Origin of the sequence: Granulicella tundricola MP5ACTX9 (assembly GCF_000178975.2) — a bacterium.
Lineage (GTDB): Bacteria > Acidobacteriota > Terriglobia > Terriglobales > Acidobacteriaceae > Edaphobacter > Edaphobacter tundricola.
Window position 1 is genome coordinate 2,603,663 of record NC_015064.1, and the last position, 24,614, is coordinate 2,628,276.

Genomic DNA, 24,614 nt, shown 5'->3' on the forward strand with positions numbered 1-24,614 from the left:
TTCACACCCTCATACCTACAAGCAACACCCATGATGCTACCCGATCATTGAATCGCCCCATCTCCCTCAATCATCCGTACACTGATACTGTTCATCAAAACTTCAATCACCAGAGGCCCCATGCGTCGAGTCGTCTATCCGCTCCTAGCCCTCATCTCGCTTCAAGCGAACGCCCAGAAGCGCCCCATCACCGAGAAAGACCTCTTCTCCTTCGTCTGGATCGGCGACGTCCAACTCTCGCCCACCTCCCCCACCGTAGCCTTCGTCCAGACCACCGTCAGCCCGGACCATAGCGGCTACGAGACCGCCCTCTACACCCTCGACACCGCCACCCCCAACGCCACCCCGCACCGCGTCACCCTCGGCACCCGCGACCAATCCCCCCGCTGGTCCCCCGACGGCAAGCAACTAGCCTTCATCCGCTCGGTCGAAAAAGACGGCCACCCCACACCCCCACAGCTTTACTTAGTCTCAGCAACAAGCCCCCAGAGCCCCATCAAGCTCACCGACCTCCCTAAAGGCGCATCCGCCCCGCAATGGGCACCCTCCGGCACAGCCATCGCCGTCGAATCCAGCACCCCGCAAGACCAGGCCAAAGCCCGCTTGGAAGCCACAAAGAAGTCCCGCGCCACAGGCGACGAAGCCCACGTCTCCGATATCCGCATCGTAAACAGAGAGGTCTATCGCCTCAACGGTGAGGGCAACCTCGACCCCACCTTCGTCCCCCAGCTTTATCTCGTCTCGCTCCCGAAGGCGGACGGCACGCAGGAAGCTCCATGGCAGCTCACAGGCGGCCGCTTCGGTGTAGAGGAATACACCTGGCGTCCCGGCTCCAACTGGATCTTCTATACCTCCACGCACGAGGACGAGCCCTACTATGACGCGACCGAGCACAACACCCTCTACGGTATCGAAGCGTCCCAATCAACCCACCCGCAAGCCCAACCCCCAGCAGCCCTCACAGCAGAACTTCCCCTCGAAGCCCACGGCCTCGCCCTCTCACCCGACGGAGCCCACCTCGCCTTCCACGCCGAAGCCTTCCCCATCCCGCCCGCCAAGCCCGTCAGCCACCAGCAATCGGACCTCTTCGTCCTCGACCTCGCCTGGAAAAAGAACGCTCCCACCGTCGCCGGCGCACCCCGCAACCTGACCGTCAGCAAGGGCTACGAGATGGGCTCAGGCGTAGGCGGCGACAACACCGCCCCGCGCGGCGGTGGCCGCCCCGCCATCACCTGGACCCCGGACAGCACTCACCTCCTCGACGTAGCCGGCAACCTCGGCAGCGCCCTCCTCATGTCCATCGACGCCACCACCGGCGACATGACGCGCCTCACCGCCCGCAAACAAGCCGTCCTCAACTTCACCGCCAACAGCAAAGACCTCATCGCCCTCGTCTCCAACCCCATCGTCATAGGAGACCTCTACCGCATCGGCCAGCCCTCGCCAGAGGACACAACACGCGAGCCCATAGGCCTCCAGACCCCGCTCACCCACGTCAACGAGACCCTCTTCTCGCAGCTAGACCTCACCCTCCCCCAGGACATCAAAGTCACCCCCACCGTCCGCCCCATGGACATCCCCTTCGTCACCATCGACACCTTCGTCCAGCTCCCCCCATCCTTCCCCATGACGAAGGACGCCACCGGGGCAGTCATCCCAGCGAAGCCCGCGCACCCCTACCCCACCATCCTCAACATCCACGGCGGCCCCCACTCCGCCTACGGCTGGGTCTTTGACCACGAGATGCTCACCATGGCCGCCCGGGGCTACGTCGTCGTCTACCCCAACCCCCGCGGCAGCACCACCTACGGCCAGAACTTCGCCAACATCATCGAATCCAACTACCCCGGAGACGACTTCCACGACCTCATGGACACCATGGATGCCGTAGTAGCCGCAGGCTGGTCAGACCCCGACAAGCTGGGCGTCACCGGCGGCTCCGGCGGCGGTCTCCTCACCGACTGGACCGTCACCCAGACCAACCGTTTCAAAGCCGCCGTAGCCCAGCGCGATATCGTCGACCAGGCCGCCTGGTGGTACACTGCGGACATCGGCGAGTTCCACCAGTACTGGATGCCCCCCGCACCCTTCGACAACCTCGAAATCTACAAAGCCCACTCCCCCATCACCTTCATCAACAACATCAAGACCCCCATGATGTTCATCCTCGGCGACGCCGACTACCGCACCCCACCCACCTCCGGCGGCGAGGAGTTCTTCCGCTACCTCAAGTACCGCAAGATCCCCACAGTAATGGTCCGCTTCCCCCGCGAGTCCCACGAACTCTCCCGCTCCGGCGAACCCTGGCACCGCATCGAGCGCCTCGAAAACATCACAGCGTGGTTCGACAAGTTCCTCCTCAACACCCCCGAACCCCAATACGACATCCCCACCCCATAACGAACCAGAACCCACCCACCAGAACCGTGTGCCCCATCCTCATCGCAGTCGTATCGCGATTAGGGTGGGCCTCGTTTGCGGAAGCAAACGACCGCACCCTCTTCCTCCCCAAGAAAAGGGGTGCCCCACGTCCCGCTTCTGGGACGTGGGTTCCACAAAATTCACTCAGCCACCCAAATCCCGCATCAGACCTCCCTCAGAGGTCATCCATGAACATAGCAATCGCAGGAGCAACCGGAGCCTTAGGCACCCGAATCACCAAGTCCCTCATAGCCAACGGAGCAACCGTAAAAGCCCTTGTCCGCCCCGGCACAGACCCCTCACGCCTCCTGCCTATAACAAAGCAAGGCGTAGAAATCGCCGAGCTGAACCTCGACTCCCCCCAGGAACTAACGAGAGCCCTCCAGGGCACCGACTGCCTCATAAGCGCCCTTTTAGGCCTGAGAGAAGTCATGGTCGAAACCCAAACCACCCTCCTCGACGCCGCCCTCAAAGCCCGCGTCCCCCGCTTCATCCCATCCGACTACGCCATGGACTTCACCCGCCTCACCCCCGGCACCAACCGCAACCTGGACCTCCACCGGGACTTTCAGCAGCGCCTCGACCGCAGCGGCATCCAGGCCACCTCCATCCTCAACGGCATGTTCATGGACCTCCTCACCGGCGAAGCCCCCTTCTATCTCTGGAAGATCCGCCGCGTCCTCTGCTGGGGCTCACCAGAACAGAAGATGGACTTCACCACCATGGACGACACCGCCGCCTTCACCGCCCGCGCCGCCCTCGACCCCACATCCCCCCGCTGGCTCAAAATCGCCGGCGACCAGCGCAGCGCCCGTGAACTAGCCGCCATCGCCAGCAACATCACCGGCAAACCCTTCAAAACCCTCCGCCCCGGAGGTCTGCCGGTCTTAGCCGCCATCATCAACGTAGCCCGCAAACTAAACTCAGCTCCCTCCGAGCCCTTTCCCGCCTGGCAGGGAATGCAGTACATGCACAATATGTATGAAGGCAAAGCCCTCATGACCGACCTCGCCAACAACCGCTACCCCGGCATGAACTGGACCACTGTCCAGAACCTGCTAACAGACTTCCTGCAAACTCGGAAAGTCTGAGCTGTTCCCGTTGCTTGTTCTAAGCCAGTTTCGCCGCTCACTGACCTACGACCAGGGAGCAGAGATTGCACAGCACAGATGCTCGCTCAGCAGACCGGCATCGACGTCCACTTCGCCCATCTGCACGCGCCGTGAGAGTGAGGCATCTGCGAAAACATCAACGGCCTCATCCGCGACTATCTGCCCAGAAGCCTCGATCTCAGTGTCATCTCGCAAGAGCAGTCAGACGACATCACGTGGTAGATGAATACCAGACCGGGAAAGACTCTCGGTTGGATAATGCCTCACAGACCTTTTTCCCCCAGAAGGGGACTTCGGCTTCGTTCAACACAATGCATCAGATAACATCACAAAATTGCACTTCAACCCTGAATCCACCGTATCTCCACTACCCCTTGCTGCGCTCAGGGTCCGGTCGGGATGACATGCTTTATAGCGATATTTTATTTGACGCTAAGAAATCAGGAGGTCGTTTCGGCGGCTTTTAGGGCTAGGCCCTGGGCTACTGAGGTGAACTCGTCTCCGGCGGTTACGCGTGTGGGGAAACGGGTTTCGAAGATGCTTCGGACGGCGGGGACCAGGCTGGTGCCTCCGGTTAGGAAGACTCGGTCGATTTTTTGTGGGGGGAGCTTTGCGGTTTCGAGGAGGGTGTCTACGGTTTCTGCGATCTGGAGGAGTTCGGGGGTGATCCAGCGTTCGAAGTCGGCGCGGTGGACGGTGGTGCGGAGATCCATAGTGCCGGCGTCAGGGCCGCTGAAGTTGAAGGGGGCTTCTTCTTCATGCGACAAGGCTACCTTGGTGCGCTGGACGGCCTGGTGGAGCTGGTAGCCGAGATCCTCTTCGACGAGGGCGAGGAGGGCCTGGATCTTTTCGGGCTCGATGGCTCGCTTCTGGGCGCTGGTGAGGATCTCCAAGACGTTGCGGGTGCGGAGGAAGGAGAGGTAGTGCCAGCGCTCCAGGTTGGCGTAGATCCAGGCGGGGACGGCGGGGAGGGTCTTGTTGAGGCCGAGGGCGAAGGAGTTGGAACCGAGGGCGGGTGAGACGAGGTTGCGGATGATGCGGGCGTCGAAGGCGTCGCCGGCGAAGGGGAGGCCGGCGGTGCCTAGGACCTGTCTTTCCTGCGAGGAGTGAAGGGGCCCCAGGGTGAGGATGGAGAAGTCGCTGGTGCCTCCGCCGAAGTCACCGATGAGGATGGTTTCCGGGTGGGTGAGGGTGGACTGGTAAGAGTAGGCGGCACCGAGGGGCTCGTACTCGAAGTCGATGTGGGTGAAGCCGGCCCGGGTGAAGGCGGCGCGGAGGCGGGTGAGGGCGAAGGTCTCGTCTTCTTCGGTTTCGGCTCCGACGAAGCGGACGGGACGGCCTACGGTGGCTCGGGTGATGGGGTGGTTGAACTGGTGCTCGGCTGCCTGGCGGAGGTCGAGGAGGATGCGGGAGATGAGGTCTTCGAGGGTGTAGTGGCGGCCGAAGACCTCGGTGCCGGTGAGGGAGCGGGAGGGGAGGTAGGACTTGAGGGACTGGATGAGGCGGCCGGGGCGATCGCCTTCACGATGGGCGGAGAGGTAGCGCTCGATGGCGTGGGGGCCGGTGCTGGAGAGGATGCCCTTGGGGGCTTTTTCGAGATAGAGGAGGGAGCGGGAGCTGGGGCTGGGCTTGATGGTGGGGGTCGAGAGGGTGAGGAGTTCGACGTGGCCGTTGACGATGCGGGCGACGGAGCTGTTGGTGGTGCCGAAGTCTATCCCTACTGCGTAAGCTGGTCCGACTGCTGGGCCTGGGTCGTGCTTTGTGTCTGGTGAAGGCATGAAGGCTTATTATGTCGCATGTTGGGGTTTGGCTGAAGGGGAGGGTGTCGATGGGTTTGCAGGACGATCTGGATGTGATTGCGAAACAGGAGAAGGCGCTGCAGTTTGAGAGCTTTGGCGCGGATACGGCGTGGGAGGTTGGGTGCAGTCTGCGGGAGCAGGCGATGCGGCGGGCGGCGGTGATGACGTTCGAGATCCAGGTGGCGGGGCGGGTGCTGTTTCATGCGGTGACGCATAATCCTCCGGCAGGGCAGGCGGATTGGATCAGGCGGAAGAGAAATACTGTTATGCGGTTTGGGAGGGCTTCTTATGCGATGGGGCTGCAGCTCGAACTGGAGAAGAAGACGATTGAGGAGAGGCATGGGCTGACGTTGGCGGACTACGCTCTGCATGGGGGTGGGTTTCCTATCGTGCTGCGGGGGACGGGGTATGTGGGGAGCGTGGTGGCGAGTGGGCTTACGCAGAGAGAGGATCATGCGATGGTGGTGACGGCGTTGGGGGAGGCACTGGGGACTGCGGTGGTGGGGTTGGGGTGATGATGCTGATCGCGAGGGCCTGGCTGTGGGATGTTGATGGTGCCGATAACGCGACTTTGCGGGAGCTACTCTCGCTGGTCAATATTTGGGATGGCAGCGGCCAGCAAGTCCCAAAGCTCTATCACCTTTTTGATTTTCAGCGTGCCGCCCTTCGGCTCTCTCGGGACCAGAAATGTCCATCCGTTCAGCGGCGTCAGGACCCATCGCTTCAGATCGAGCCCGCTCACTGCTTGCAGTTCTGCATGGATGGCTACCATCGAGAGCCATTCGACTGAGCCCCGGCCCCACCCAATCCTGAAATCACACGCGAAGCAGTCAACACCGTGCCACGGTCCATACAAGAACGAACTCGTTTCATTGAGGTCGCGCTGACCGTAGACCACCTTGGGAACGGCTATGGGAGTCTTCCCATGCTTTTCGTAGGTAACGCCGCGTGCCGCTGCAAACTGCACGTTGCGCCTGTTGCTCAACGTGCTCAACATGATGAAAGACGCGACGACGACACATACCACCAGAAACGGGATACCCACGACCAACAAGCCTGCCATGCGGAATTCTAGCTTGAAGTGGCGGTGGCGGAGGTTCTTTCCGCTAACACCGACTTTCGAGGAGTCGCTGCGCTAGCGACTAAACAGAGACTGTCTGCTTAGCCAAGTCCTACCTGAAGGGTGCCGTAGATGGAAAGCCATCTGCCATCATCTTCAGAAAGGAGCGCATTGATCGCTTCTTCAATATGCTTTCTGTCCAGCACTCTGACGAAGATGGGAGGCACACCAAAGAAGTAGTCTTCCTGGCTGTTGTCCATGCAGGAGTAGATGTTGTTTGGCGTTGCAACGAGAAGGCTGTAGACCCGCCCATCGTCCATGCGAAGGTGAATATCGATGTTATCGTTTGCGGAGTCAGAATCTTCAAGCGGACTGACGTAATCGATCTGGAACGGTTGGGCGCTCATCCTTGAAGCATCCTAACCGAAGAGCCTTGAAAACGGTGTTTGCGGAAATTTCGACTTTCACAGACGGGTCCTTCGTCGAGGGTGCCACGGCACGGCTGAAGCTGTGGCCCTTCCGGGACTTGGCGTGGTGGTGGCGGTGCCGGTTTGAGCGGTGGAACCCACGTCCCAGAAGCGGGACATGGGGCACCCGGAGTTTGGGTGAGAGCGAGGAGAACGGTCGTTTGCTTCCGCAAACGATGCCCACCCTAACCGACGAGAAGGCTGTCGGTGAGGATGGGGCACACGGAAGTTGTGGTTGTTCTTAGACCTCGGTGTTTTTGGAAGCTCCGACCATTCGGAGAGGTGGTGCGACGGCACGGCTGAAGCCGTGCCCTTCCGGGACTTGGCGTGGTGGTGGCGGTGCCGGGTTGGGCGGTGGAACCCACGTCCCAGAAATGGGACATGGGGCACCCGGAGCTGTGGCGAGGTTGAGGAAGGCGGTCGTTTGCTTCCGCAAACGATGCCCCCCGTACCACCCTGCTAGACAAAAGCTTTGGAAGGGACCCGGCTATCCGACGATGAAACCGTCGTCTGAGGATAGGACACCCGGTGATATCGCCCCGGAGCTTCAATTTCAGTTGGCGGAGGGTTGTTGTACTTTTTCGATTGCGAGGACGTCTACCATTCCCTTTTTGGGTTCGAGCTTGAGGCCTAGCTGCTCCTGCATGGCGGTGAAGAGGCCGGGAACCGGGCTGCTCTCTGTGGGTGTCGCGGTGTCAGGTGTCCACTTCAAGGTGAAGTCATATCTGCCCTGCAGGCCGGTCTCGTCGACGATGGGGCGGTCTGCAAAGTAGTTCATGCCGAGGGCGAAGTCCGACATGAGGTTGGCGGTGAAACGCATCTCCATGTAGCCGTGGCCTTCGCCGGTCTGGTCCGGGGAGGCGTCGTCTCCATCCTTAGCCTTGAGGACCTTTGTGCCGCCTTTGGCGATGGTGATGGCGTAGTAGGAGAGCTCTCGTTTTCCATGGCGTAGCTGCAGGCCGAAGCGGTCTGTGAAGAGCTTGCGGTACATCTCCTGCATCTGCGGGAGGCTGGGTTCGCCGGGGATGTCGGCGACGCCCACGATGTTGAACTTGACGCTCGAGACCCATGCGGGCTCGTCGACGATCTGCTTGCCGTGGACGCCGTAGGCGAACATCATGAGGCTCTTGAGGGTCTGGCCGGTGGCATCGACCTGACGGCCGTGGTAGCCGATTCCCTGGCGGTGGGAGTCGGGGTCGCTGGGCTTGATGGTGACGATGTCAAAGGTGGGGTGGGCGGACTTTGGCATCTGACCCGAGGATGGGCCGGGCGTTTGGGCGGAGGTGATTCTTAGCGCGGCTGCCAGGACCAGACCGGCTAGTAGCTTCATCTTCATCTGCAACCCCTGTGCTCGTTTGTTTCCAGGTAATACGGGAGGTTGGAGGGGAAAGTTCCGGATGCTGGGGTGGATTATGAGAGCAAGTGCAACGGCAACGGCCAATACGGAGGTTCTGCGCTTCGCGCAGAATGACGGGCTCAGATGATGGGTAGCTGCAAGAGGAGCTGCAAAGTGCAAGTGCAAGTGCAACGACAACCGCAACCGCAACCGCAACAGCAACCGCAACCGCAACCGCAACAGCAACAGCAACAGCAACCGCAACAGCAACAGCAACAGCCGCTACTGAGATTCTTCGCTGCGCTCAGAATGACACCTGTGTGTGGGGTGGGGTGGGGCGGCGAGAGTGAGGGGTGGGTCTCGGCGGTGAGGCGGTCTGGCCTAAGCTGTTGAACCCATGTCCCAGAGTCGGGACATGGGGCACCCAGAGTTGTGGAGGGTTAGACAGCGGTGCTTAGGAGGTCGAGGGCTCCCTGGGCTTTTAGGATCTCGGCGGCGCGTTGGCCCAAGGCTGCGGCGGGTTCTTCGGGGTGGCGGTCGAGGGTGGTTTGGACCATGTACTCGCCGTCCGGGGAGAGGACCTGGGCGTAGAGGCGGTAGACGCCGGAGGTGGAGAGACAGTGGGCTCCGAGGGGGAGCTCGCAGCCTCCGCCCATCTCGGCGAGGAAGGCGCGCTCGGCGTCGGTGGCGAAGCGGGTTTCTGGGTGCTCGAGGGCGCGGATGGCTTTGTAGATGGCCGGGTCGCGGGTGGGGTCTTCTGTGTCGAGGGCGTGGGCGGGGCTGCGGGTTTCGAGGGCTAATGCTCCCTGGCCGGGGGCGGGGGTTAGCTCGTCTACGTCGAAGCGCTGGTGGACGGACTCGGTGCGGGCTATGCGATCGAGGCCGGCGCAGGCGAGGACCAGGGCGTCGCAGGCGCCTTCCTCGAGCTTGCGGAGGCGAGTGTCTATGTTTCCTCGTAGTTCTACGAAGGTCAGGTCCGGGCGCAGGGCGAGGAGCTGGGCTCGGCGGCGGGGGCTGGTGGTGCCGATGCGGCCGGCGTGCGGGAGAGTATGGAGGGCCCAGTAGGGCTCGCAGACGAAGGCGTCGCGGGCGTCGGCGCGAGGGGGGACGGCGGCGATGGTGAAGCGGGGGTCGATGGTGGTGGGGAGGTCCTTGTAGCTGTGGACGGCGAGGTCGATGCGACCGTCTAGGAGGGCGTCCTCGATCTCCTTGATGAAGATGCCTTTGCCGTCGAGGCCTGGTGGAGGGACGAAGCCAGGTTGCTGCATGCGGTCGCCGGTGGTGCGGATCACTTCGATTTCGACCTGGTGGCCGTGGGCGCGGAGTTCGGCGGCGATGTGGTTGGCTTGCCAGAGGGCTAACTGGCTGCCGCGGGAGCCTATGCGGATCTGTGTCATGTCCTTATCAGGATACGACGGCGGTCAAGAGGCGAGGATGACGGCGGCCCGGTTGAGGAGGTGGAGGGCGGGTTCGAGGCCCTGGGCGAGGGTTTCGAGGGGGATGTCCGGGTGGGTGGTGTGGAGGGCTTCGAGGAGGGCGGCGCGGTCCCGGGTGCCGTCGAGGAGCTGGAGGAGGGTGCGGACGATGGGGTCTGGGAGGGTGATGACGGAGTGGGCGAGGTTGATGAGGCGGTCGTGCTGTGTGAGTTCGAAGCGGCTGATGTGGCTGACGAGGGGGCGGGCGGCGAGGGTGGCGCTGACGGGGGCGGCCCAGGTGTGGAGATGGATCATGCGGGCGAAGATGAGGCGGAGGAGGAGGGTGACGAGCTCTGCGGTGAAGGTGATTCCCTGCCCTGCGAGAAGGCGCTCAATCTGGGCCATGGGGACGGACTCAGGCCAGGCGGCGATGAGGTGATCCATGATGAGGATGAGGGCGGGGCTGCGGGTGTCCATGCCGGCGCCTTTGTGGAGGGCGTCCGGGAGCTTGTAGTTGCGGGAGCCGTCGTCATACTCTGCGTCGTCGTCCTCATCCGAGGCTGCGGGGGGTTGGAGTTCGGCCCGGGAGGAGAGGCGGAGGTGGGCGAGGGCGTCGAGGCGGAGGTCCCAGGTGATGTCGTGGCCCTGGTGGCAGAGGAGAGTTTCGCGGTACATGCGCATGCGGGCGTGGTCGAGGCTTTGCTCTTCTGCGATGGGGTCGCCGTTGGCGAAGGTCTTGGCGGGGCCGGCGATGGCGGGGTTGAAGCAGGGGTCGTTGGGGAGCGGGAGGGTGGCGTCGGCGAGGAACTGGAGGCTGTGGGCGGCGGCGTGGGTGACGAAGGTGGTGAAGGAGACGGGGTTATAGCTGGCGGTGAGCTCGTCATGGAAGACGACCTGGGCTCCCTTCTCCGGGAGGCGGGTGAGTTCGCGCTCGAAGAGGGTGCGGTAGGGATCGCCTTCCGGGCGAGTGGAGGCGATGAACTTGAGGTAGTCGAGTGAGTGGGTGAGGCTTTGGGTGGGGTCTTGATCTGGTGCGGGGCCTGGGCCGGGTTGGTGCTGGAGGATCTCTCGGATCATGGTGCGGAGGTGGCCGCCGGGGAGGGCGTTATAGCTGATGAAGGCGACGCCGTTGGGGGTGAGGAGACGGCGGCAGAGGGCCAGGAGAGCGTCGGCTACGTGCTGGGGGACCCAGGCGTAGACGCCGTGGGCGATGATGTAGTCGAAGAGGCCGAGGTCTGGGTGGGTGTCCTGGAGGGTGAGGATATCGGCCTGGAAGAGGTGGATGTTGGTGAGGCCGAGTTGCTGGATGCGCTGGTTGCCGCGAGCGACGGGCTGGGCGGCCAGGTCAAAGCCGACGAAGTGGCTGGTGGGGATGGCGTAGGCCATGGGGATGAGGTTGCGGCCTTCGTTGCAGCCGATTTCGAGGACCCTGCAATGGGCGACGGGGGTGGGGGTTAGGCCGTGGAGGAGGGCCTGGACGGCTAGATTGTCTGGGTGGGTGGCGGGGTAGGCGGTGCCGGGGTAGGGTACGGCGTCGTGGGGGTCGGGGATGGATGGGGTCTGATGGGCGTTGGAGGGCGACGGCATGACTGGCTCCAGGGGATGGCTTGGCGCGGAACAACCCCACGATACTGCATCGCCTTCGCGTTGGTTGAAGGGATTCTGCTACGGTACGGGGCGGATGGGGTCGGTGGTCCAGTTGAAGTGGACGCTGAGCATGCGGAGGGTGAAGCCGACGGCCACGGCGATGAGGACGTTGGCGGTATCGGAGAGGCTGGTCTGGTCCAGCAGGAGGTAACTGACGGAGGCGGCGAGCGCGGCGATGGCGTAGAAGTTGCCGCGTTCAAAGACGCGTGGGGTGGTGCCGCTGAGGATATCGCGGAGGGAGCCTCCGCCGACGGCGGTGGTGACGCCGAGGATGATGGCGGGGAGCCAGGAGAGGCCGAAGCTTTGGGCACGGGTGGTGCCGGCGACGGAGAAGAGGGAGATGGCGGCTGCGTCGATGAAGAGCATGACGCGCTGGGTGCGGGTGCCGATGATGGAGCCGAGCGCGAGGGCGGCGGCGGCGGCGAGGAGGGCGGTGTAGAGGTACCAGACGTCTGTGAGGGCGAGGGGTGGGCCGTGCTGGAGGAGGAGGTCTCGGACGACTCCGCCGCCGAGGGCGGAGGTGAGCGCGAGGCCGAAGGCTCCGATGATGTCGTAGCTGTATCGGGCGTGCTGGCGTGCGTGGAGGGCTCCGCCGATGCTGCCGATGGCGATGCCGGCGAAGTCGAGCGCGGAGATGAGGGTTTGGAGATGGAGACGCTCTGGGAGCATAAGGCAGTGGTTAGTGATTCGTGGTTAGTGAATGCTAGCAAAGTTGGGGTGGGGCTGGGCCGGTATCATTGGTAGATCGGGCTGGAGTGCTGGCCCTGGATTGGGAGAGATTTGAGGAAAGAGAAGGCTTCAACGGAAACTCTACCGGAGCAGGTGACTTCGCGCCGGAATCGCGGTAAGACTGTTCGCCGGAGCCTGGTGGAGGCGAGCGCGGCGCAGGATGCTGCGCTGCTGGCGCGTGAGCTTCGTACGTCACAGACGCAGGAAGAGCTTGCGGTGATTGTGGTGGTGGAGTTTACGGGAGAGCTGCGGAAGCGGAAGCAGCTTACGGCTGCTGCGAGGTCTGCTCGGACGGCTGCGGCGGTGATGGCGGGGGAGGACGAGGGCGAGCTGCCGGAGGGTTCTGCGCTGGACTTTGAGGCGGGGCGGGCGGAGTTTGAGGAGCTGGCTCGGTCTGCCGGGGCTACGATTGCGGCGACGCTGGTGCAGCGTCGGCAGAAGCCCGATCCTTCAAGCCTGGTGGGGCAAGGAAAGCTGGATGAGATTGTGGGGGTGGTGGCTTCGACAAATGCTTCGCTGGTGCTGTTCGACCATGACCTGACGCCTTCGCAGTTGAGGAATATCGAGGCTCGGCTGCCTTGCCATGTGATTGATCGATCGCAGTTGATTCTGGATATTTTTGCTCGCCATGCGAAGACTCGGGAGGGACAACTACAGGTTGAGCTGGCTCAGCTTGAGTATCAGTTGCCGAGGCTTGCGGGCCGAGGAAGGGCGATGTCGCAGCTTGGCGGCGGAATTGGAACGCGTGGGCCGGGTGAGACGCAGCTCGAGACCGACAGGCGCAAGATCAATGTGCGGATCGATCACATCAAGACGCAGTTGGATGGAGTAAGGCGGATTCGGCAGCAACAGCGGCAGAGGCGAGAGGCGGTGCCGGTGCCGGTGGTGGCGCTGGTGGGGTATACGAACGCGGGTAAGAGCACGCTGTTCAATGCGCTGACCGAGGCGGGGGTGCTGGAATCGGCGCGGATGTTTGCGACGCTGGACCCGAAGCTAAGGCAGTTGCAGCTTCCTTCACGGCGGAAGATCTTGCTGTCGGATACGGTTGGGTTCATCCGGAACCTGCCGCATACGCTGGTGACGAGCTTCCGGGCGACTCTGGAAGAGGTGGAGCGTGCGGAGATTCTGCTGCATGTGCAGGACGCTTCCAGCCCGATTGTGGAAGAGCAGAAGATGCAGGTGGAGAAGGTGCTGGCGGAGATCATGGCGGCTAAGAAGCCGGTGATCGAGGTGCTGAACAAGATCGACCTGGTGCCGGAGCGGGGGCGACTACCGCATGAGCGCGGGGCGGTGGCGGTTTCTTCGATTCAGAAGACTGGGCTTGAGGAGCTTTTGCTGGCTATCGATAAGGCGCTGGTGGCTGATCCGCTGGTGGAATCGAGCTTCAGACTGCCGCAGTCTGAGGGGGCTGTGCTGGCTTCGCTCGAGGGTGGGGCGGTGATCGAGGAGAAGCGGTTTGAGGGGAACCTGGTTTATCTGAAGGTGAAGGGGCCGGCTTCGCTGCTGGGGCGGTATCGGCGGTTTCGGGATCGGTCGGCTTAGGGATTTCTTGGTATCGTTTCGGTATGCCGAACGGTGGATCGAACAAAGAACTGCTGCTGATTCTGGCGCGGGGTGCGGAGGCCTGGAATGAGTGGCGGGCCGAGCATCCGGATGAGCCGGTGGACCTTACGGATGCGTCTTTCAGGAAGGCCGAGCTACGCGGCGTCGATCTGAGTCATACGTATCTGAACAGGATCAATCTGAGCGAGACGAGACTCCGCGGGGCCAACTTCAACGGGGCAAGCCTGAACTGGGCGGATCTGCGGGAGGCCGATCTGCGCGGCGCGAAGCTGCGGGGCGCGGACCTTCGAGGGGCGGATACGAAGGGCGCCAACTTTGGCGAGTGCGATCTTTCCGGGGCTAATCTGACCGGCGTGGATCTGACCGAGGTGAACCTGAGCGGGGCGGTGCTGGAGGGATGCAGGCTGGAACGGGCAAACCTGAGCGATACCAATCTGAGAGATTCGAGATTGAGCGGAGCGAACCTGTTCCGGGCAAAGCTGTGGCGGGCGAGGCTGAATGGATGCGACCTGAGCGGTGTGAACCTGCGGGAGAGCGACCTGACGGAGGCCGATCTTCGCTACACGAAGCTGCAAGATGCGGACCTGCGTTCCGCCAGGCTGAAGGCGGCTGCGCTGGACCATGCGAATGTCACGGGGATTCAGCTTTGGGAGACGCAACGGAGCGGTTGGTCGATCCACGGCATCGTTTGCGAGGCGGCGTTCTGGGATGAGCGGGGTGAGGAGCGAGTTGAATACGCGCCGGAAGAGTTTGAGAAGCTTTATAGCGTTGGGATGCGGGTGGAGCTCGTGTATCACGGGGGGATTACACCGTTTGAGGTGAATACGCTGCCGGCACTGCTGCACCATCTGGCGACGCTGCATCCGGAGAGCGGGATTCGGCTGAAGTCGATTGAAGAGACGGGCGGTGGAGTGCGGGTTTCGATCCATGTGGATGAGGCGGATGCGAAGACGCTGGATGCGATTCGGGCGGAGGCGAAGGAGTCGCAAGCCGCGCAGGTGGCGCTGCGGGATAACGTGATTGCGAGGCTGGAGATTGAGAAGAGACTGCTGCTGGATGATGTTCTGCCGAAGATGCTGGCGGCTTCAGGGCAGCATGTGCAGATTACCGGCTCGGCGACCAACGTTGTGATTGCGGGTGGGCAGGCTTCGGTTAAGGCGGAGCAGACGATCGGCGAGAGTAAGGAGATTGTGAGCTTGTTGCGGGAGATGTTGCTGCGCAGGGACGATCTGAGCGAGGGGCAGGCGACGGAGCTTGAGGGGGCGGCGGAGTCGGTTGGGGCGGAACTGCAGAAGGAGAAGCCGAAGGCTGGGGTGGTGGCGGCGGGGCTTGGCGTGATGAAGGAGATTGCGGTGAAGGTGGTGGAGAGTGCGACGGAGAAGGCGCTGCTGGAGCATTGGCAGCCAATGCTGCACACGGTGACGCATTTGCTGGGGCAGGTGAGCTGGTGAAGCGTGTGGTATCAATCAGTTCATCGTCAATCGGAGCGTAAGGAGACTCGTCTACGAAGCTCGGATTTGATGTTGAAAGTTCCTTTCTCTATGCCTGCCGCTTTCTCTTCGATCCGCCTTCCGTACGCTGATGGATAGGGACGTAACCAGCTGGCAACTCGTCTCCGGGCTGTGGCGGCACGTCAGGAAGGCCATCGGCGAAATGCATGATCTGGTCGTAGGTCTCCTGAGTCGGCTTGGCACGATTGCGAGCCCATTCTTCATGCTGAAGATGAGCGAGCTTTTCAGCAACCGCAACATTGATGAATTGGTTGAGGGAGACACCCTCTTTTTGTGAGAACTGCTCTGCGGTAGAGCGCACCGACGGCATGAGACGCAATGGGAATTTGCTAAGAACGGCCTTTCGGGACTGGGTGGGCATGTTTACTCCTGATATCTAAGGTGATGCAGCAGTTCTCCAGGTGAGAGCACCGGGATGCCAAATACTTCAGCCGCCTGAACGAAATGCTTTCTGTTCTGTGTGATGATTGCGTCTGCGTGTCCGTTGATCTCGAGATCTAAAATCATATCGTCGTCCGGATCGGGTGAGAGTGGGCGATGTTTTACTGAGATCTGTACGGCTTCAGCGACATCTTCCAAGTTCGAGATGACCTTCTGCATCGCTTGCGAGGATATTTGAGATGCCAGCAGGTTGGATGGCCGAAGAGCTACGTCCCGATATTCGCAGCTCAGTTTGTAGTCCATCAGGATCGTCACCCTACGAGCAGCGATCACCCTGATTACCTCTGCAGCGGCACCGTGAACCGAGCGGATGGCTGTGATGAAGCACGAGGTATCAAGGACAATCCTCATAGGAAGATGATATCACCTGTGGCGTCACATATTTTGCAAAGAGAGACTATTCGGTGGGTTTGCGGAGGGCTACCAGCTGGGGGTGGAGGAGCTTGTTGGTGAGGGAGCGGGTCAGGGCTTCTACGGCTTCCTGCTGGGCTGGGGTTAGGGTGCCGAGGGCTTTGGCGGCGCGGGCTAACTCGGACTGGCGGGTTTGTTCGGCTTGCTGCTGGAGGGCCTTGATGGCGGGGACGGCGACGAGGGAGACGAGGCGCTGCTGGTAGGACTCGACTTCGTTGGTGACGATGCGCTCGGCGGCTTCGGCTTCCCTGCTGCGGTTGGCCTGGTTGGATTGGGCTACCTGCTGGAGGTCGTCGATGTCATAGACGAAGCAGCCTTCGATCTCGTTGATGCGGGGGTCTACGTCGCGGGGGACGGCGATGTCGATGAAGAACATGGGGCGGCCGCGGCGTTTGGCGATGAATTGCTGGCCGTGCTGACGGGCGAAGAGCTGCTCGGTTGCGCCGGTGCTGGTGATGACGATATCGGCTTGGTGGGCCTGGGTGTAGAGGTCGTCGAATGGGATGACGGTGCAGGTGACGCCGGGGGTGGCGAACTGCTGGGCGATCTTCTGGGCGCGAGCTTCAGTGCGGTTGGCTACCAGGATGCTTGCTGCGCCGTGCTGGATGAGGTGGCTGACGGCCAGCTCCGACATCTTGCCTGCGCCTACGAGGAGGATTGTTTTGTTGGCGAGGGAGCCGAAGATCTTGCGGGCGAGGTCTACTGCTACGGACGCGATGGAGACGACGCTGGAGCCGATCTGGGTTTCTGAGCGGACTTTTTTGGCGACTGTGAAGGCTTTTTGGAGGAGGGTGTCGAGCTGGCCGTTCTCAGTGCCGCCGATGCTGCCTACCTCTTTGGCGATGGTGTAGGCGTCTTTGACCTGGCCGAGGATTTGCGGCTCGCCTACGACCATGGAGTCCAGCGAAGAGGCTACGCGGAAGAGATGGCGGACGGCTTCGCGCTCGCGGAACTCATAGAGGTGCGGGAGGATGGTGGCGGAGGGGACGGAGAAGTACTCGTGGAGGAAGCGGAGGAGGTCCGGGCTGGTCTCTGGGGTGGGGCCGTCCTGGACTGTCAGGAGTTCTACGCGGTTGCAGGTGGAGAGGATGAGGCCTTCACGGATGCCGGGCGAGTGGGCGAGGGAGCGGGTGGCGTCGGCGAGGCGGCCTGCGGGGATGGCGAGGCGCTCGCGGATATCGATGGGCGCGGTGTTGTGGTTGACTCCGAGGAGGACCAGGGTTGGGGTCTTCTGGTCTGGCTGGATGTTCGACTCGCTCATGGGGTGGTGAACCTGTGGACTGCGGAGAACTGGTTCGAGGCCCAGACGGCGAGGATGATGAAGAAGGTGAAGGAGGAGAGATAGACGGCTCGGCGGCCGCGGAGGCCGGAGTGGCGGCGGATGTAGATCATGCCGATGTAGGCGAGCCACATGGCGAAGGCGAGGAGGATCTTGGGGTCGCGAAAGTAGGCGGAGCCGTAGGTCACTTGCGCGAGGGCGGAGCCGATGAGGAGGCCGGCGGTCATGCAGGGGAGGCCGAGGGTGAGGGCGCGGAGGGCGAGGCGGTCGAGGGTATCGAGTGGCGGGAGCTTGATGCTCGATTTGGCGACGGATTTTGATTTGAGGCGGCGTTCCTGGATGAGGTAGAGGAGCGATGCGATGAGGGAGATGAGGAGGGCTACGTAGGCTGCCAAAAGCAGGGCTATGTGGAGCAGGACCCAGCCGGCGTGGAGGCCGGGGGCTACAAGTTCTTCACCGGGGTGGAAGGCGGGCAGGAGGCCGAGGAGGAAGACTACGGGGAGGATGAAGATACCGAGGGCGAGGGTGCGGTATCGCCAGTAGACGATGAGGAAGGCCAGGGCTAACAGGATGCCGATGAGGGAGAGGGTTTCGTGGGTATCGACGGGGAGCGCGTGGTGGGCGGCGCTGAGGGTTTCGGCGAAGGAGACGAAGTGGAAGATGAGGGCGAGGACGGTGGCGGGGATGGCGATGTGGCGCCAGCGGTGACGGTCGTACAGGGCCGCGGGCAGGACCGCGAGGGCGGCGATGCCGTAGAGGAGGACTGCGACTCTGAGCCAGAGGAGGGACATTGGATAGGGCCGGGGCGTTGATTTGCGGCGACAATCCAGTATATCGGGTTGAGCGGCTGCGGGCCTACATGATCCCGGACTTGCCGATGCCGAGGACGTAGGCGTATTTGCCGGGGAGCGTGGACGGCAGGTTTAGTTTGACGTCGGCACCTTCCTGCGACCAGGTGACCGGCTGTTTTGTGCCAAGGAGCTGGACTTTGGTGCCGGGTTTGAGCTTGAGGGCGGTGATGGTGACGGATGAGCCCTTGAGATTGCCCATGAGGGTGGCGTAGAGGGTCTGGTTTTTCTGGGTGAAGCGGATGTCGATTCCGTCAGCGGTCTTGCCTTCCGCGTGCGTCCAGGGGTGGGTGCCGTAGATGGCTTCGCCGTTCTGGTTGAGCCAGGTGCCGAGGGCTTTGAGGCGTGAAAGCTGGACGGCGGGGATGGTTCCATCGGCCTCAGGGCCTACGTCAAGGAGCAGGTTGCCGTTCTTGCTGACGATATCGACGAGGAGATAGATGAGCTTGTCAGCGGCTATGGTCTCGGCTTCACCTTCGGCACGGTTGTAGCCGAAGGACTGGCCGAGACCGCGGCATTCCTCCCACTTTTTGGGATTGATGTCCTTGAGGGTGGAGTACTCGGGGGTGTCGTAGTCGGTGTGCTTGATTCCGAAGCGGTTGTCGACGACGCCATCAGGAATGGCGTTGTAATACTCGGCTTCAAGCTCGAGCGGGTGACCGGATTTGGGGTAGTCGATGTCGTTCCAGAGGACGGAGGGGTGGTAGCGCTGGATGAGCTCGCGGTACTGGGCGTCGACGTACTTTCCGTAGGCTTCGGTCTGGGGCTTTGCGGGGTCGAAGTCGGCGTGGGTGGCGATGGGGCCTGGAACGAAGGTCCAGTCGAAGCCGCCCGAGTAGTACAGGCCCATCTTCATGCCTGCGTTGCGGACCGAGGTGGTGAGATCGCCGACGAGGTCTCGGGTGGCGTGCTGGCGGGCGGCGGGCAAGGTGGGGTTGGGGATGGCACTGGGCCAGAGGGTGAAGCCTTCGTGATGCTTGGTGGTGAGTACGACGTACTTGGCTCCGGCGTCCTTGAAGGTTTTGGCCCAGACGTCCGGGTTCCACTTTTTGCTTTCGGCGTTGAAGGTTTCGGCGAAGTCGTAGTAGTTGTGATTGGCGCCGAAGTGTTGGCGGTCGTAAGCCTGAGTGGGCGAGCCGGGGATGCGGACTGTGTTGTAGTACCACTCCGCGTAGGGGTTGTTCTTGAGGAAGTCAGGCTTGCTGAAGTTGACCTGCTCCAGCGGCGCCCAGCCTGGGACGGAGTAGAGGCCCCAGTGGATGAAGATGCCGAGCTTTGCGTCGTCGAACCACTGAGGGAGCGGGTGTTGGTCGAGGGACTCGATGGTGGGCTGGTAGTGCCTGGGGGCCTGTGCGGTAGCGATGAAGGAGAGGCTCAGGACGGCGGAGAGTGCGGCTCTGCAGAAAGTTTTGTGGCGGCTCGAGGATTCCATCGCACCACTCTATCGCTTTAGAGTGGTTGCTTCGAACAGATCTGCTAAACCTCGGCTTTACTTCGTGCGGCGATTTGGTTTGTTAATGCGACGGGGGCGAGAGTGCTTCAGCGAAGTTGCAGGGGGATTTGTGTAAGGCATAGCCTATCGAACTCGTGCATGGTTTCATCGTTCATTGCGCCGGCACGGTGCAAGCCCGGGGCTGTTTCGTGAACGGCTGCCGCTGCTTTGCTGCGATATTTCTTCCGCATTTCGTACTCCCAAATTGCTCGCTACGGAAAGTTTACCGGTGAAACGCAGGTATTCTGCTGAGGTGACGTATGCGACGTCTGTGAGCGATCTCGTTCAGCGCTTTCCTAAGTATCAAGAGGAGATTCGCGGCTACATGGACGATGATGAACCGCTCCCGTTTATTGCTTTAGGCTGCGTGATCATCCCTCATCTGGAAGAAGCGCTGCGTGAGGCGGATCTTAAGGTGATTTTATCGTTCTGCGCCTACTTTGAAGATATCGCGGTGAGTTCTGCCAGTGATTCCGACTTGGAAAATCTGCTTGGCATTGAGGTTGGAGAGTGGCTGGGATTTATGGAGAACGAGGATAGGCTTTCGCCGTGGCTCGGTCCTGAAACGAAGCGACTATGCCGCTATGTGCCTGGTCTGGCGACGCAACGGCGGGAACACAAGGCTAACGCGGCGGCGAGTTCGTTTTTGAGGCGGATTGGGGTGCGTTTGGGGCTTGTTCAGGCGAAGTGATTGACCCCACGATCATCGATGGCTTCGCCCTCGATGATCATGGGGCACCCTCGTGCAGCGGTCTAGGCCAGAAACTTTTTCAGTTCGGTTTCGCAGTAATCGGTGGAGACGAAGAAGGGTTTTTCCAGGATGTTGACGGTCAGGAGGCCGACCTCGTACTTGTAGCCGGCGGTGACGCCTGATTTTGAGAGGGTGCCCTCATGGCCGGTGAGGGTGATGTTGTGCTTTTCGGCTAGCTCTTGGGATTTGGCGGCGAAGGCTTCTGGGGTGAGGGGGATCTGGATCATGTGGGTCTCCTGGCTGAGGTAGTTTATCGCGGGTGGGGCTGCTCCGGTATGCTGGAGGTTCCAAGCGATATGGCGATTGATACGACAAACGATGCACAGTTGACGCCGGTGATGCGGCAGTACTTCGCGGCGAAGGAGGCGCATCCGGACTGCCTGATGTTCTGCCGGATCGGGGACTTCTACGAGCTGTTTTATGAGGATGCGATTCTGGTCAGCCGGGAGTTGCAGCTTACGCTGACGGCCAGGGATAAAGAGAAGAAGCAGCCGATGTGCGGGGTTCCGTATCATGCGGCTGAGGTTTATCTGCAGAGGCTGCTGCGGAAGGGCTACCGGATTGCGCTGTGCGAGCAGATGGAAGATCCGAAGACGGTCAAGGGGATCGTCAAGCGGGAGGTAACAAGGGTGCTGACGCCGGGGACGGCTGTCGATCCGGCGCTGGGTGCGGGAGAGAGTTGCTGGCTGGCTTCCGTGGTGATGGTGAAGGGTGTTGCTGGTGTGGCGATGGTGGATCTTTCTACCGGCGAGTTCAGGGCTACGGAGTTTGTTGGGGCCGGGGCTTGGGCTTTGGCGGTAGATGAGCTTGGGAGGGTGAAGCCGGCGGAGTTGGTTTATGCGTCGGGTGGATTGCTGGGGGCTTCGGGTTCTAACCGGTCTTTGAAGCTTGGTGCCGATCCAACCCAGGTCCCAGAGGCGGGACCTGGGGCACCCAGTTCGGTGGATGATTCGGACGGGGCGGGGTTGGATGGGATCAAGACTAAGAGCGCTGTTGAGGATTGGGTGATGACGGCGGAGCATGCGTTGCCGCTGCTGCGGTCGCATTTTCGGGTGTTGTCACTGGATGGGCTCGGGCTGGGTGGGCATGAGGCTGCTGGGGTTGCGGCGGGTGGATTGCTGCATTATCTGCGGCAGCAGAAGCAGGGAGCGCTAGAGCATGTGGAGGCGGTGCGGTTTTATGAGCGGTCTGGGTGTTTGGAGCTCGATGCTGTAAGCGTGAGGAATTTGGAGTTGGTGGAGCCGCTGTTTTCTGGGGAGTCGGCGCAGACTACTTTGCTTTATACGCTGGATGCTTGTTGTACGCCGATGGGGAAACGGCTGCTGAGGGCTACGTTGTTAAGACCTGCTATGGGGCTTGGCGAGATTGAGGTTCGGCTGGATGCTGTGGGGGAGGCGGCGGCGGATCTAAGACGGCGGGAGGGTGTGAGGCGGGCTATGAATGGGCTGCTCGACTTGGAGAGGCTGCTGGGGCGTGTGGCTATGGACTCTGCTGGGCCGCGGGAGGTGCTGGCGCTGGCTTCTACGCTTGGCTGTGTGCCGAGGGTGGTTGCGGCGGTGGGGATGTTTACGGCGGCGAAGTGGATGGAGCTGGGGGCGGGGCTCGATCCGCTGGAGGACCTGCATGAAGTGATTACGGCGACGATTGTGGATGAGCCTCCGGTGACGTTTGCGGATGGCGGGGTGATCCGGGCGGGGATTCATGCGGAGCTGGATGAGCTGCGGGAGTTGAGCCGGAGCGGGCGGCAGGCGCTGGTGGCGATCGAAGAACGGGAGCGGGCGAGGACGGGGATCGGGTCGCTGAAGGTACGGTTCAATAGCGTGTTTGGCTACTACCTTGAGGTGACGAAGGCGAATGCGAAGGCCGTGCCGGCGGACTATGAGCGGAAGCAGACGCTGGTGAATGCGGAGCGGTTTACGACGCCGGAGTTGAAGGAGTATGAGGCGAAGATTCTGACGGCTCAGGAGCGGTCGCTGGAGATTGAACGACGTTTATTCAGCGAGCTGAGAGCGCAGTTGCTGGCGGCTGCGGGGCGGATGCGGGAGACGGCGCGGAAGGTGGCGGAGATCGACCTGATGAGCTGCTTTGCGCATCTGGCGGCGCTGCGTGGGTGGGTGAGGCCGGTGGTGGAAGAAGGCTGTGCGCTCGAGTTTGTGCAGGGGCGGCATCCTGTGGTGGAGCGGCGGATGGAGGAGTCGGGTGCGGGACGGTTTGTGCCTAATTCGCTGTATCTGGATGCGGATGCGGGGCCCTCTTTGCTGCTGATGACGGGGCCGAATATGGGCGGTAAGAGTACTTACCTGCGGATGGCTGCGTTGCTGGTGGTGATGGCGCAGTGTGGATGCTTTGTGCCGGCGGAGCGGATGCGGGTGGGGTTGGTCGATAGGATCTATACGAGGATTGGGGCTAGCGATAATGTGGCTCGGGGACGGTCTACGTTCATGGTGGAGATGACGGAGACGGCTGCGATTCTGAATACGGCTACGAACAAGAGCCTGGTGCTGCTGGATGAGATGGGGCGTGGTACGGCGACCTATGACGGGCTTAGTCTGGCGTGGGCTACTGTGGAGCACTTACATAATAAGATTGGCGCTCGGGCTTTATTTGCGACTCATTATCATGAACTTACTTTATTGGCGGATCGACTTACGAAGCTGAAGAACGTGCGGGTTACTGTCAAGGAGAATGCGGGTGGGATTGTGTTCCTGCATTCGGTTGAGGCGGGGGCGGCGAGCAAGAGTTATGGGATCGAGGTGGCTCGGCTGGCGGGGCTACCGAATGGGGTGATTGCAAGGGCGCGTGAGGTGTTGAAGGTGCATGAGCGGGCGGAATCGCAACAGGTCAGAGAAGCTGTTGCGGAGCCTGCGGGGAAGGTGCAGATGACACTGTTTACGCCACTTTCGCAGAGAATTGTGGATCGGCTGGGTGCGGTTGAGGTCGACTCGCTGACACCGCTGGAGGCGCTGAATCTGCTGGCGGAGTTGAAGCGGGAGATGAAGGGCTAAGAACAGGCAACGGCGTTTAGCTAAGAGTTTCGAGTCGCGAGTTTCGAGTTTCGAGTAAAGGCGGTGCAGGTGCGAGAGCCTAAGGCGATGGTGGTGGCGGGGGTGATGAGTGGGACCTCCGCGGATGGGGTGGATGTGGCGGTGGTGCGGGTGTCGCCGGGTGCGCCTACGCCTAAGTTGAAGGTGATTGGGCATGAGAGCTTTGCTTATTCCGAGGATGTTCGTGCGGCCGTGCTCAGAGCTATGGATGCGAAGGAGGTTTCTGTTGCGGAGTTATCGAGACTGAACTGGCGGCTGGGTGAGGTGTATGCGGATTGTGTGGAGAAGACTGCGGCTAAGGTGGGGAAGAAGATTGGGCTGGTGAGTATGCATGGGCAGACCATCTATCACCAGGGAGTAGCGGAGGAGTATCTGGGTGCTCCGGTGCGGGCTACGTGGCAGCTTGGTGAGGCGGCGGTGGTGGCGGAACGGATGCGGGTTCCGGTGGTGAGCGACATGCGACCGGCTGATCTGGCTGCGGGTGGACAAGGTGCGCCGCTGGTGCCGATGCTGGATTTTTGTATGTTTCGGAGTGCGACGAAGAATCGGGTGCTGCTGAACCTGGGGGGGATTGCGAATGTGACGGCGATCCCTGCGGGTGCGGGGTTGGATGGGTTGCTGGCGTTCGATACGGGGCCTGCGAATATGGTGGTCGATGCGCTGATGTTCAAGCTGTATGGGCGGAACTATGACTGTGGCGGGCAGACTGCTGCTCGGGGGCGTGTGCTTGCTGGGGTGGTGGATGAGGTGATGAAGGATGGGTACTTCTCTGCCCTGCCGCCGAAGTCCTGTGGGCGGGAGCAGTATGGGGCGGCGTTCGTGGCGCGGGTGCATGAGGCTTGTGTGGCGGCGGGTGGGAAGAAGGCGGATGTAATCGCTACGGCGACCGAGATCACCGTGCGGTCTGTGGTGGAGGCTTATGCGAAGTTCTGCTGGAGCCATTTGGGGCAGAGGGCTCCGCTGGCGAAGGCGACTGAGTTGATTGCGGCTGGGGGTGGGGCTCGGAATGCTTACTTGATGAAGGGATTGACGGCTCGGTTTGCGGAGCTTGGAGTGAAGGTGCTGGCGATGGATGAGATGGGGGTCGCGGCGGAGGCCAAGGAGGCGGCGGCGTTTGCGCTGTTGGGGTGGTTGAGTTGGTTTGGGATGACGGGCAATGTGCCTAGTGCTACGGGGGCGAAGAGGGGAGTTGTTTTGGGGAAGGTGTCGCTTGGTTGAGGGAAAAGCGGTCGAGCTTCGCTCGATACCCCACCCTGTAGCGATGAGACCGCGCCGAGGATGGGGCACC

Annotated in this window: 21 protein-coding genes; 8 read left to right on the plus strand and 13 right to left on the minus strand. The window is 61.7% G+C overall.

Going from position 1 to position 24,614, the window contains the following annotated elements; translation table 11 throughout:
• Positions 1-120 precede the first annotated feature (120 nt).
• Positions 121-2,400 (plus strand): S9 family peptidase, encoded by a 2,280-nt coding sequence (locus tag ACIX9_RS11070; RefSeq protein WP_013580578.1) that lies wholly within the window; start codon positions 121-123, stop codon positions 2,398-2,400.
• A 209-nt stretch (positions 2,401-2,609) separates the two neighbouring features.
• Positions 2,610-3,512, plus strand: coding sequence for an aromatic alcohol reductase (locus ACIX9_RS11075; protein WP_013580579.1), 903 nt, complete (start codon positions 2,610-2,612; stop codon positions 3,510-3,512).
• A gap of 461 nt (positions 3,513-3,973) precedes the next feature.
• On the opposite strand, the gene ACIX9_RS11080 is transcribed toward ACIX9_RS11075, so the two are convergent.
• Positions 3,974-5,311, minus strand: a complete 1,338-nt coding sequence (locus ACIX9_RS11080) for an Hsp70 family protein (RefSeq protein WP_013580580.1) — start codon at positions 5,309-5,311, stop codon at positions 3,974-3,976.
• 50 nt (positions 5,312-5,361) lie between these two features.
• Here ACIX9_RS11080 and ACIX9_RS11085 point away from each other — a divergent pair, with 50 nt between their 5' ends.
• The gene (locus tag ACIX9_RS11085) at positions 5,362-5,847 is read left to right on the plus strand and encodes a heme-degrading domain-containing protein (protein ID WP_013580581.1); all 486 of its coding nucleotides are present in this window, start codon (positions 5,362-5,364) and stop codon (positions 5,845-5,847) included.
• 65 nt (positions 5,848-5,912) lie between these two features.
• On the opposite strand, the gene ACIX9_RS11090 is transcribed toward ACIX9_RS11085, so the two are convergent.
• The 6 genes from ACIX9_RS11090 to ACIX9_RS11115 all read right to left on the minus strand — a co-directional run bounded on the left by ACIX9_RS11090 (position 5,913) and on the right by ACIX9_RS11115 (position 11,926).
• Entirely contained in the window at positions 5,913-6,395 is a 483-nt protein-coding gene (locus tag ACIX9_RS11090; protein WP_013580582.1) for a hypothetical protein, read from the minus strand.
• Positions 6,396-6,493: 98 nt separating this feature from the next.
• Positions 6,494-6,799 carry a hypothetical protein gene (locus ACIX9_RS11095; RefSeq protein WP_013580583.1) on the minus strand — a complete coding sequence of 102 codons (306 nt, stop codon included), beginning with the start codon at positions 6,797-6,799 and terminating at the stop codon, positions 6,494-6,496.
• A gap of 613 nt (positions 6,800-7,412) precedes the next feature.
• Positions 7,413-8,195, minus strand: coding sequence for a TIGR03435 family protein (locus ACIX9_RS11100; RefSeq protein WP_013580584.1), 783 nt, complete (start codon positions 8,193-8,195; stop codon positions 7,413-7,415).
• A gap of 440 nt (positions 8,196-8,635) precedes the next feature.
• Positions 8,636-9,592, minus strand: a complete 957-nt coding sequence (gene hemC, locus ACIX9_RS11105; RefSeq protein WP_013580585.1) for a hydroxymethylbilane synthase — start codon at positions 9,590-9,592, stop codon at positions 8,636-8,638.
• Positions 9,593-9,616: 24 nt separating this feature from the next.
• Entirely contained in the window at positions 9,617-11,197 is a 1,581-nt protein-coding gene (locus tag ACIX9_RS23780; RefSeq protein WP_013580586.1) for a methyltransferase regulatory domain-containing protein, read from the minus strand.
• 78 nt (positions 11,198-11,275) lie between these two features.
• Entirely contained in the window at positions 11,276-11,926 is a 651-nt protein-coding gene (locus tag ACIX9_RS11115; RefSeq protein ID WP_013580587.1) for a trimeric intracellular cation channel family protein, read from the minus strand.
• Between the two features lie 366 nt (positions 11,927-12,292).
• Between ACIX9_RS11115 and hflX the strand changes: the two genes are divergently transcribed.
• Positions 12,293-13,528, plus strand: a complete 1,236-nt coding sequence (gene hflX / locus ACIX9_RS11120; protein ID WP_408609729.1) for a GTPase HflX — start codon at positions 12,293-12,295, stop codon at positions 13,526-13,528.
• Between the two features lie 23 nt (positions 13,529-13,551).
• Positions 13,552-15,000 carry a pentapeptide repeat-containing protein gene (locus ACIX9_RS23785; protein WP_013580589.1) on the plus strand — a complete coding sequence of 483 codons (1,449 nt, stop codon included), beginning with the start codon at positions 13,552-13,554 and terminating at the stop codon, positions 14,998-15,000.
• Positions 15,001-15,088: 88 nt separating this feature from the next.
• On the opposite strand, the gene ACIX9_RS23790 is transcribed toward ACIX9_RS23785, so the two are convergent.
• The 5 genes from ACIX9_RS23790 to ACIX9_RS11150 form a co-directional block, all read right to left on the minus strand.
• Positions 15,089-15,421: a hypothetical protein gene (locus ACIX9_RS23790; protein ID WP_013580590.1), complete on the minus strand. Its 333-nt coding sequence runs from the start codon at positions 15,419-15,421 to the stop codon at positions 15,089-15,091.
• Positions 15,422-15,423: 2 nt separating this feature from the next.
• Positions 15,424-15,852 carry a putative toxin-antitoxin system toxin component, PIN family gene (locus tag ACIX9_RS11135; RefSeq protein ID WP_013580591.1) on the minus strand — a complete coding sequence of 143 codons (429 nt, stop codon included), beginning with the start codon at positions 15,850-15,852 and terminating at the stop codon, positions 15,424-15,426.
• 46 nt (positions 15,853-15,898) lie between these two features.
• Positions 15,899-17,173: a glutamyl-tRNA reductase gene (gene hemA / locus ACIX9_RS11140; protein WP_013580592.1), complete on the minus strand. Its 1,275-nt coding sequence runs from the start codon at positions 17,171-17,173 to the stop codon at positions 15,899-15,901.
• Positions 17,170-17,982, minus strand: coding sequence for a cytochrome C assembly family protein (locus ACIX9_RS11145; RefSeq protein ID WP_013580593.1), 813 nt, complete (start codon positions 17,980-17,982; stop codon positions 17,170-17,172). Before ACIX9_RS11145 ends, hemA begins: the two co-directional genes overlap by 4 nt.
• A 64-nt stretch (positions 17,983-18,046) precedes the next feature.
• On the minus strand, positions 18,047-19,471 hold the full coding sequence (locus tag ACIX9_RS11150; RefSeq protein ID WP_013580594.1) for an alpha-L-fucosidase: 1,425 nt from the start codon (positions 19,469-19,471) through the stop codon (positions 18,047-18,049).
• Between the two features lie 331 nt (positions 19,472-19,802).
• On the opposite strand from ACIX9_RS11150, the gene ACIX9_RS11155 reads away from it, so the two are divergent.
• Positions 19,803-20,222 carry a DUF7674 family protein gene (locus tag ACIX9_RS11155; protein ID WP_157477487.1) on the plus strand — a complete coding sequence of 140 codons (420 nt, stop codon included), beginning with the start codon at positions 19,803-19,805 and terminating at the stop codon, positions 20,220-20,222.
• Positions 20,223-20,284: 62 nt separating this feature from the next.
• Here ACIX9_RS11155 and ACIX9_RS11160 read toward each other — a convergent pair whose 3' ends face one another.
• Complete coding sequence (locus ACIX9_RS11160; RefSeq protein ID WP_013580596.1) at positions 20,285-20,509, minus strand: hypothetical protein; 225 nt, start codon at positions 20,507-20,509, stop codon at positions 20,285-20,287.
• Positions 20,510-20,578: 69 nt separating this feature from the next.
• Between ACIX9_RS11160 and mutS the strand changes: the two genes are divergently transcribed.
• Together mutS and ACIX9_RS11170 are read left to right on the plus strand one after the other, a co-directional pair.
• Positions 20,579-23,287, plus strand: a complete 2,709-nt coding sequence (gene mutS / locus ACIX9_RS11165; RefSeq protein WP_013580597.1) for a DNA mismatch repair protein MutS — start codon at positions 20,579-20,581, stop codon at positions 23,285-23,287.
• 69 nt (positions 23,288-23,356) lie between these two features.
• Positions 23,357-24,544 (plus strand): anhydro-N-acetylmuramic acid kinase, encoded by a 1,188-nt coding sequence (locus ACIX9_RS11170; protein ID WP_332308603.1) that lies wholly within the window; start codon positions 23,357-23,359, stop codon positions 24,542-24,544.
• Positions 24,545-24,614 lie beyond the last annotated feature (70 nt).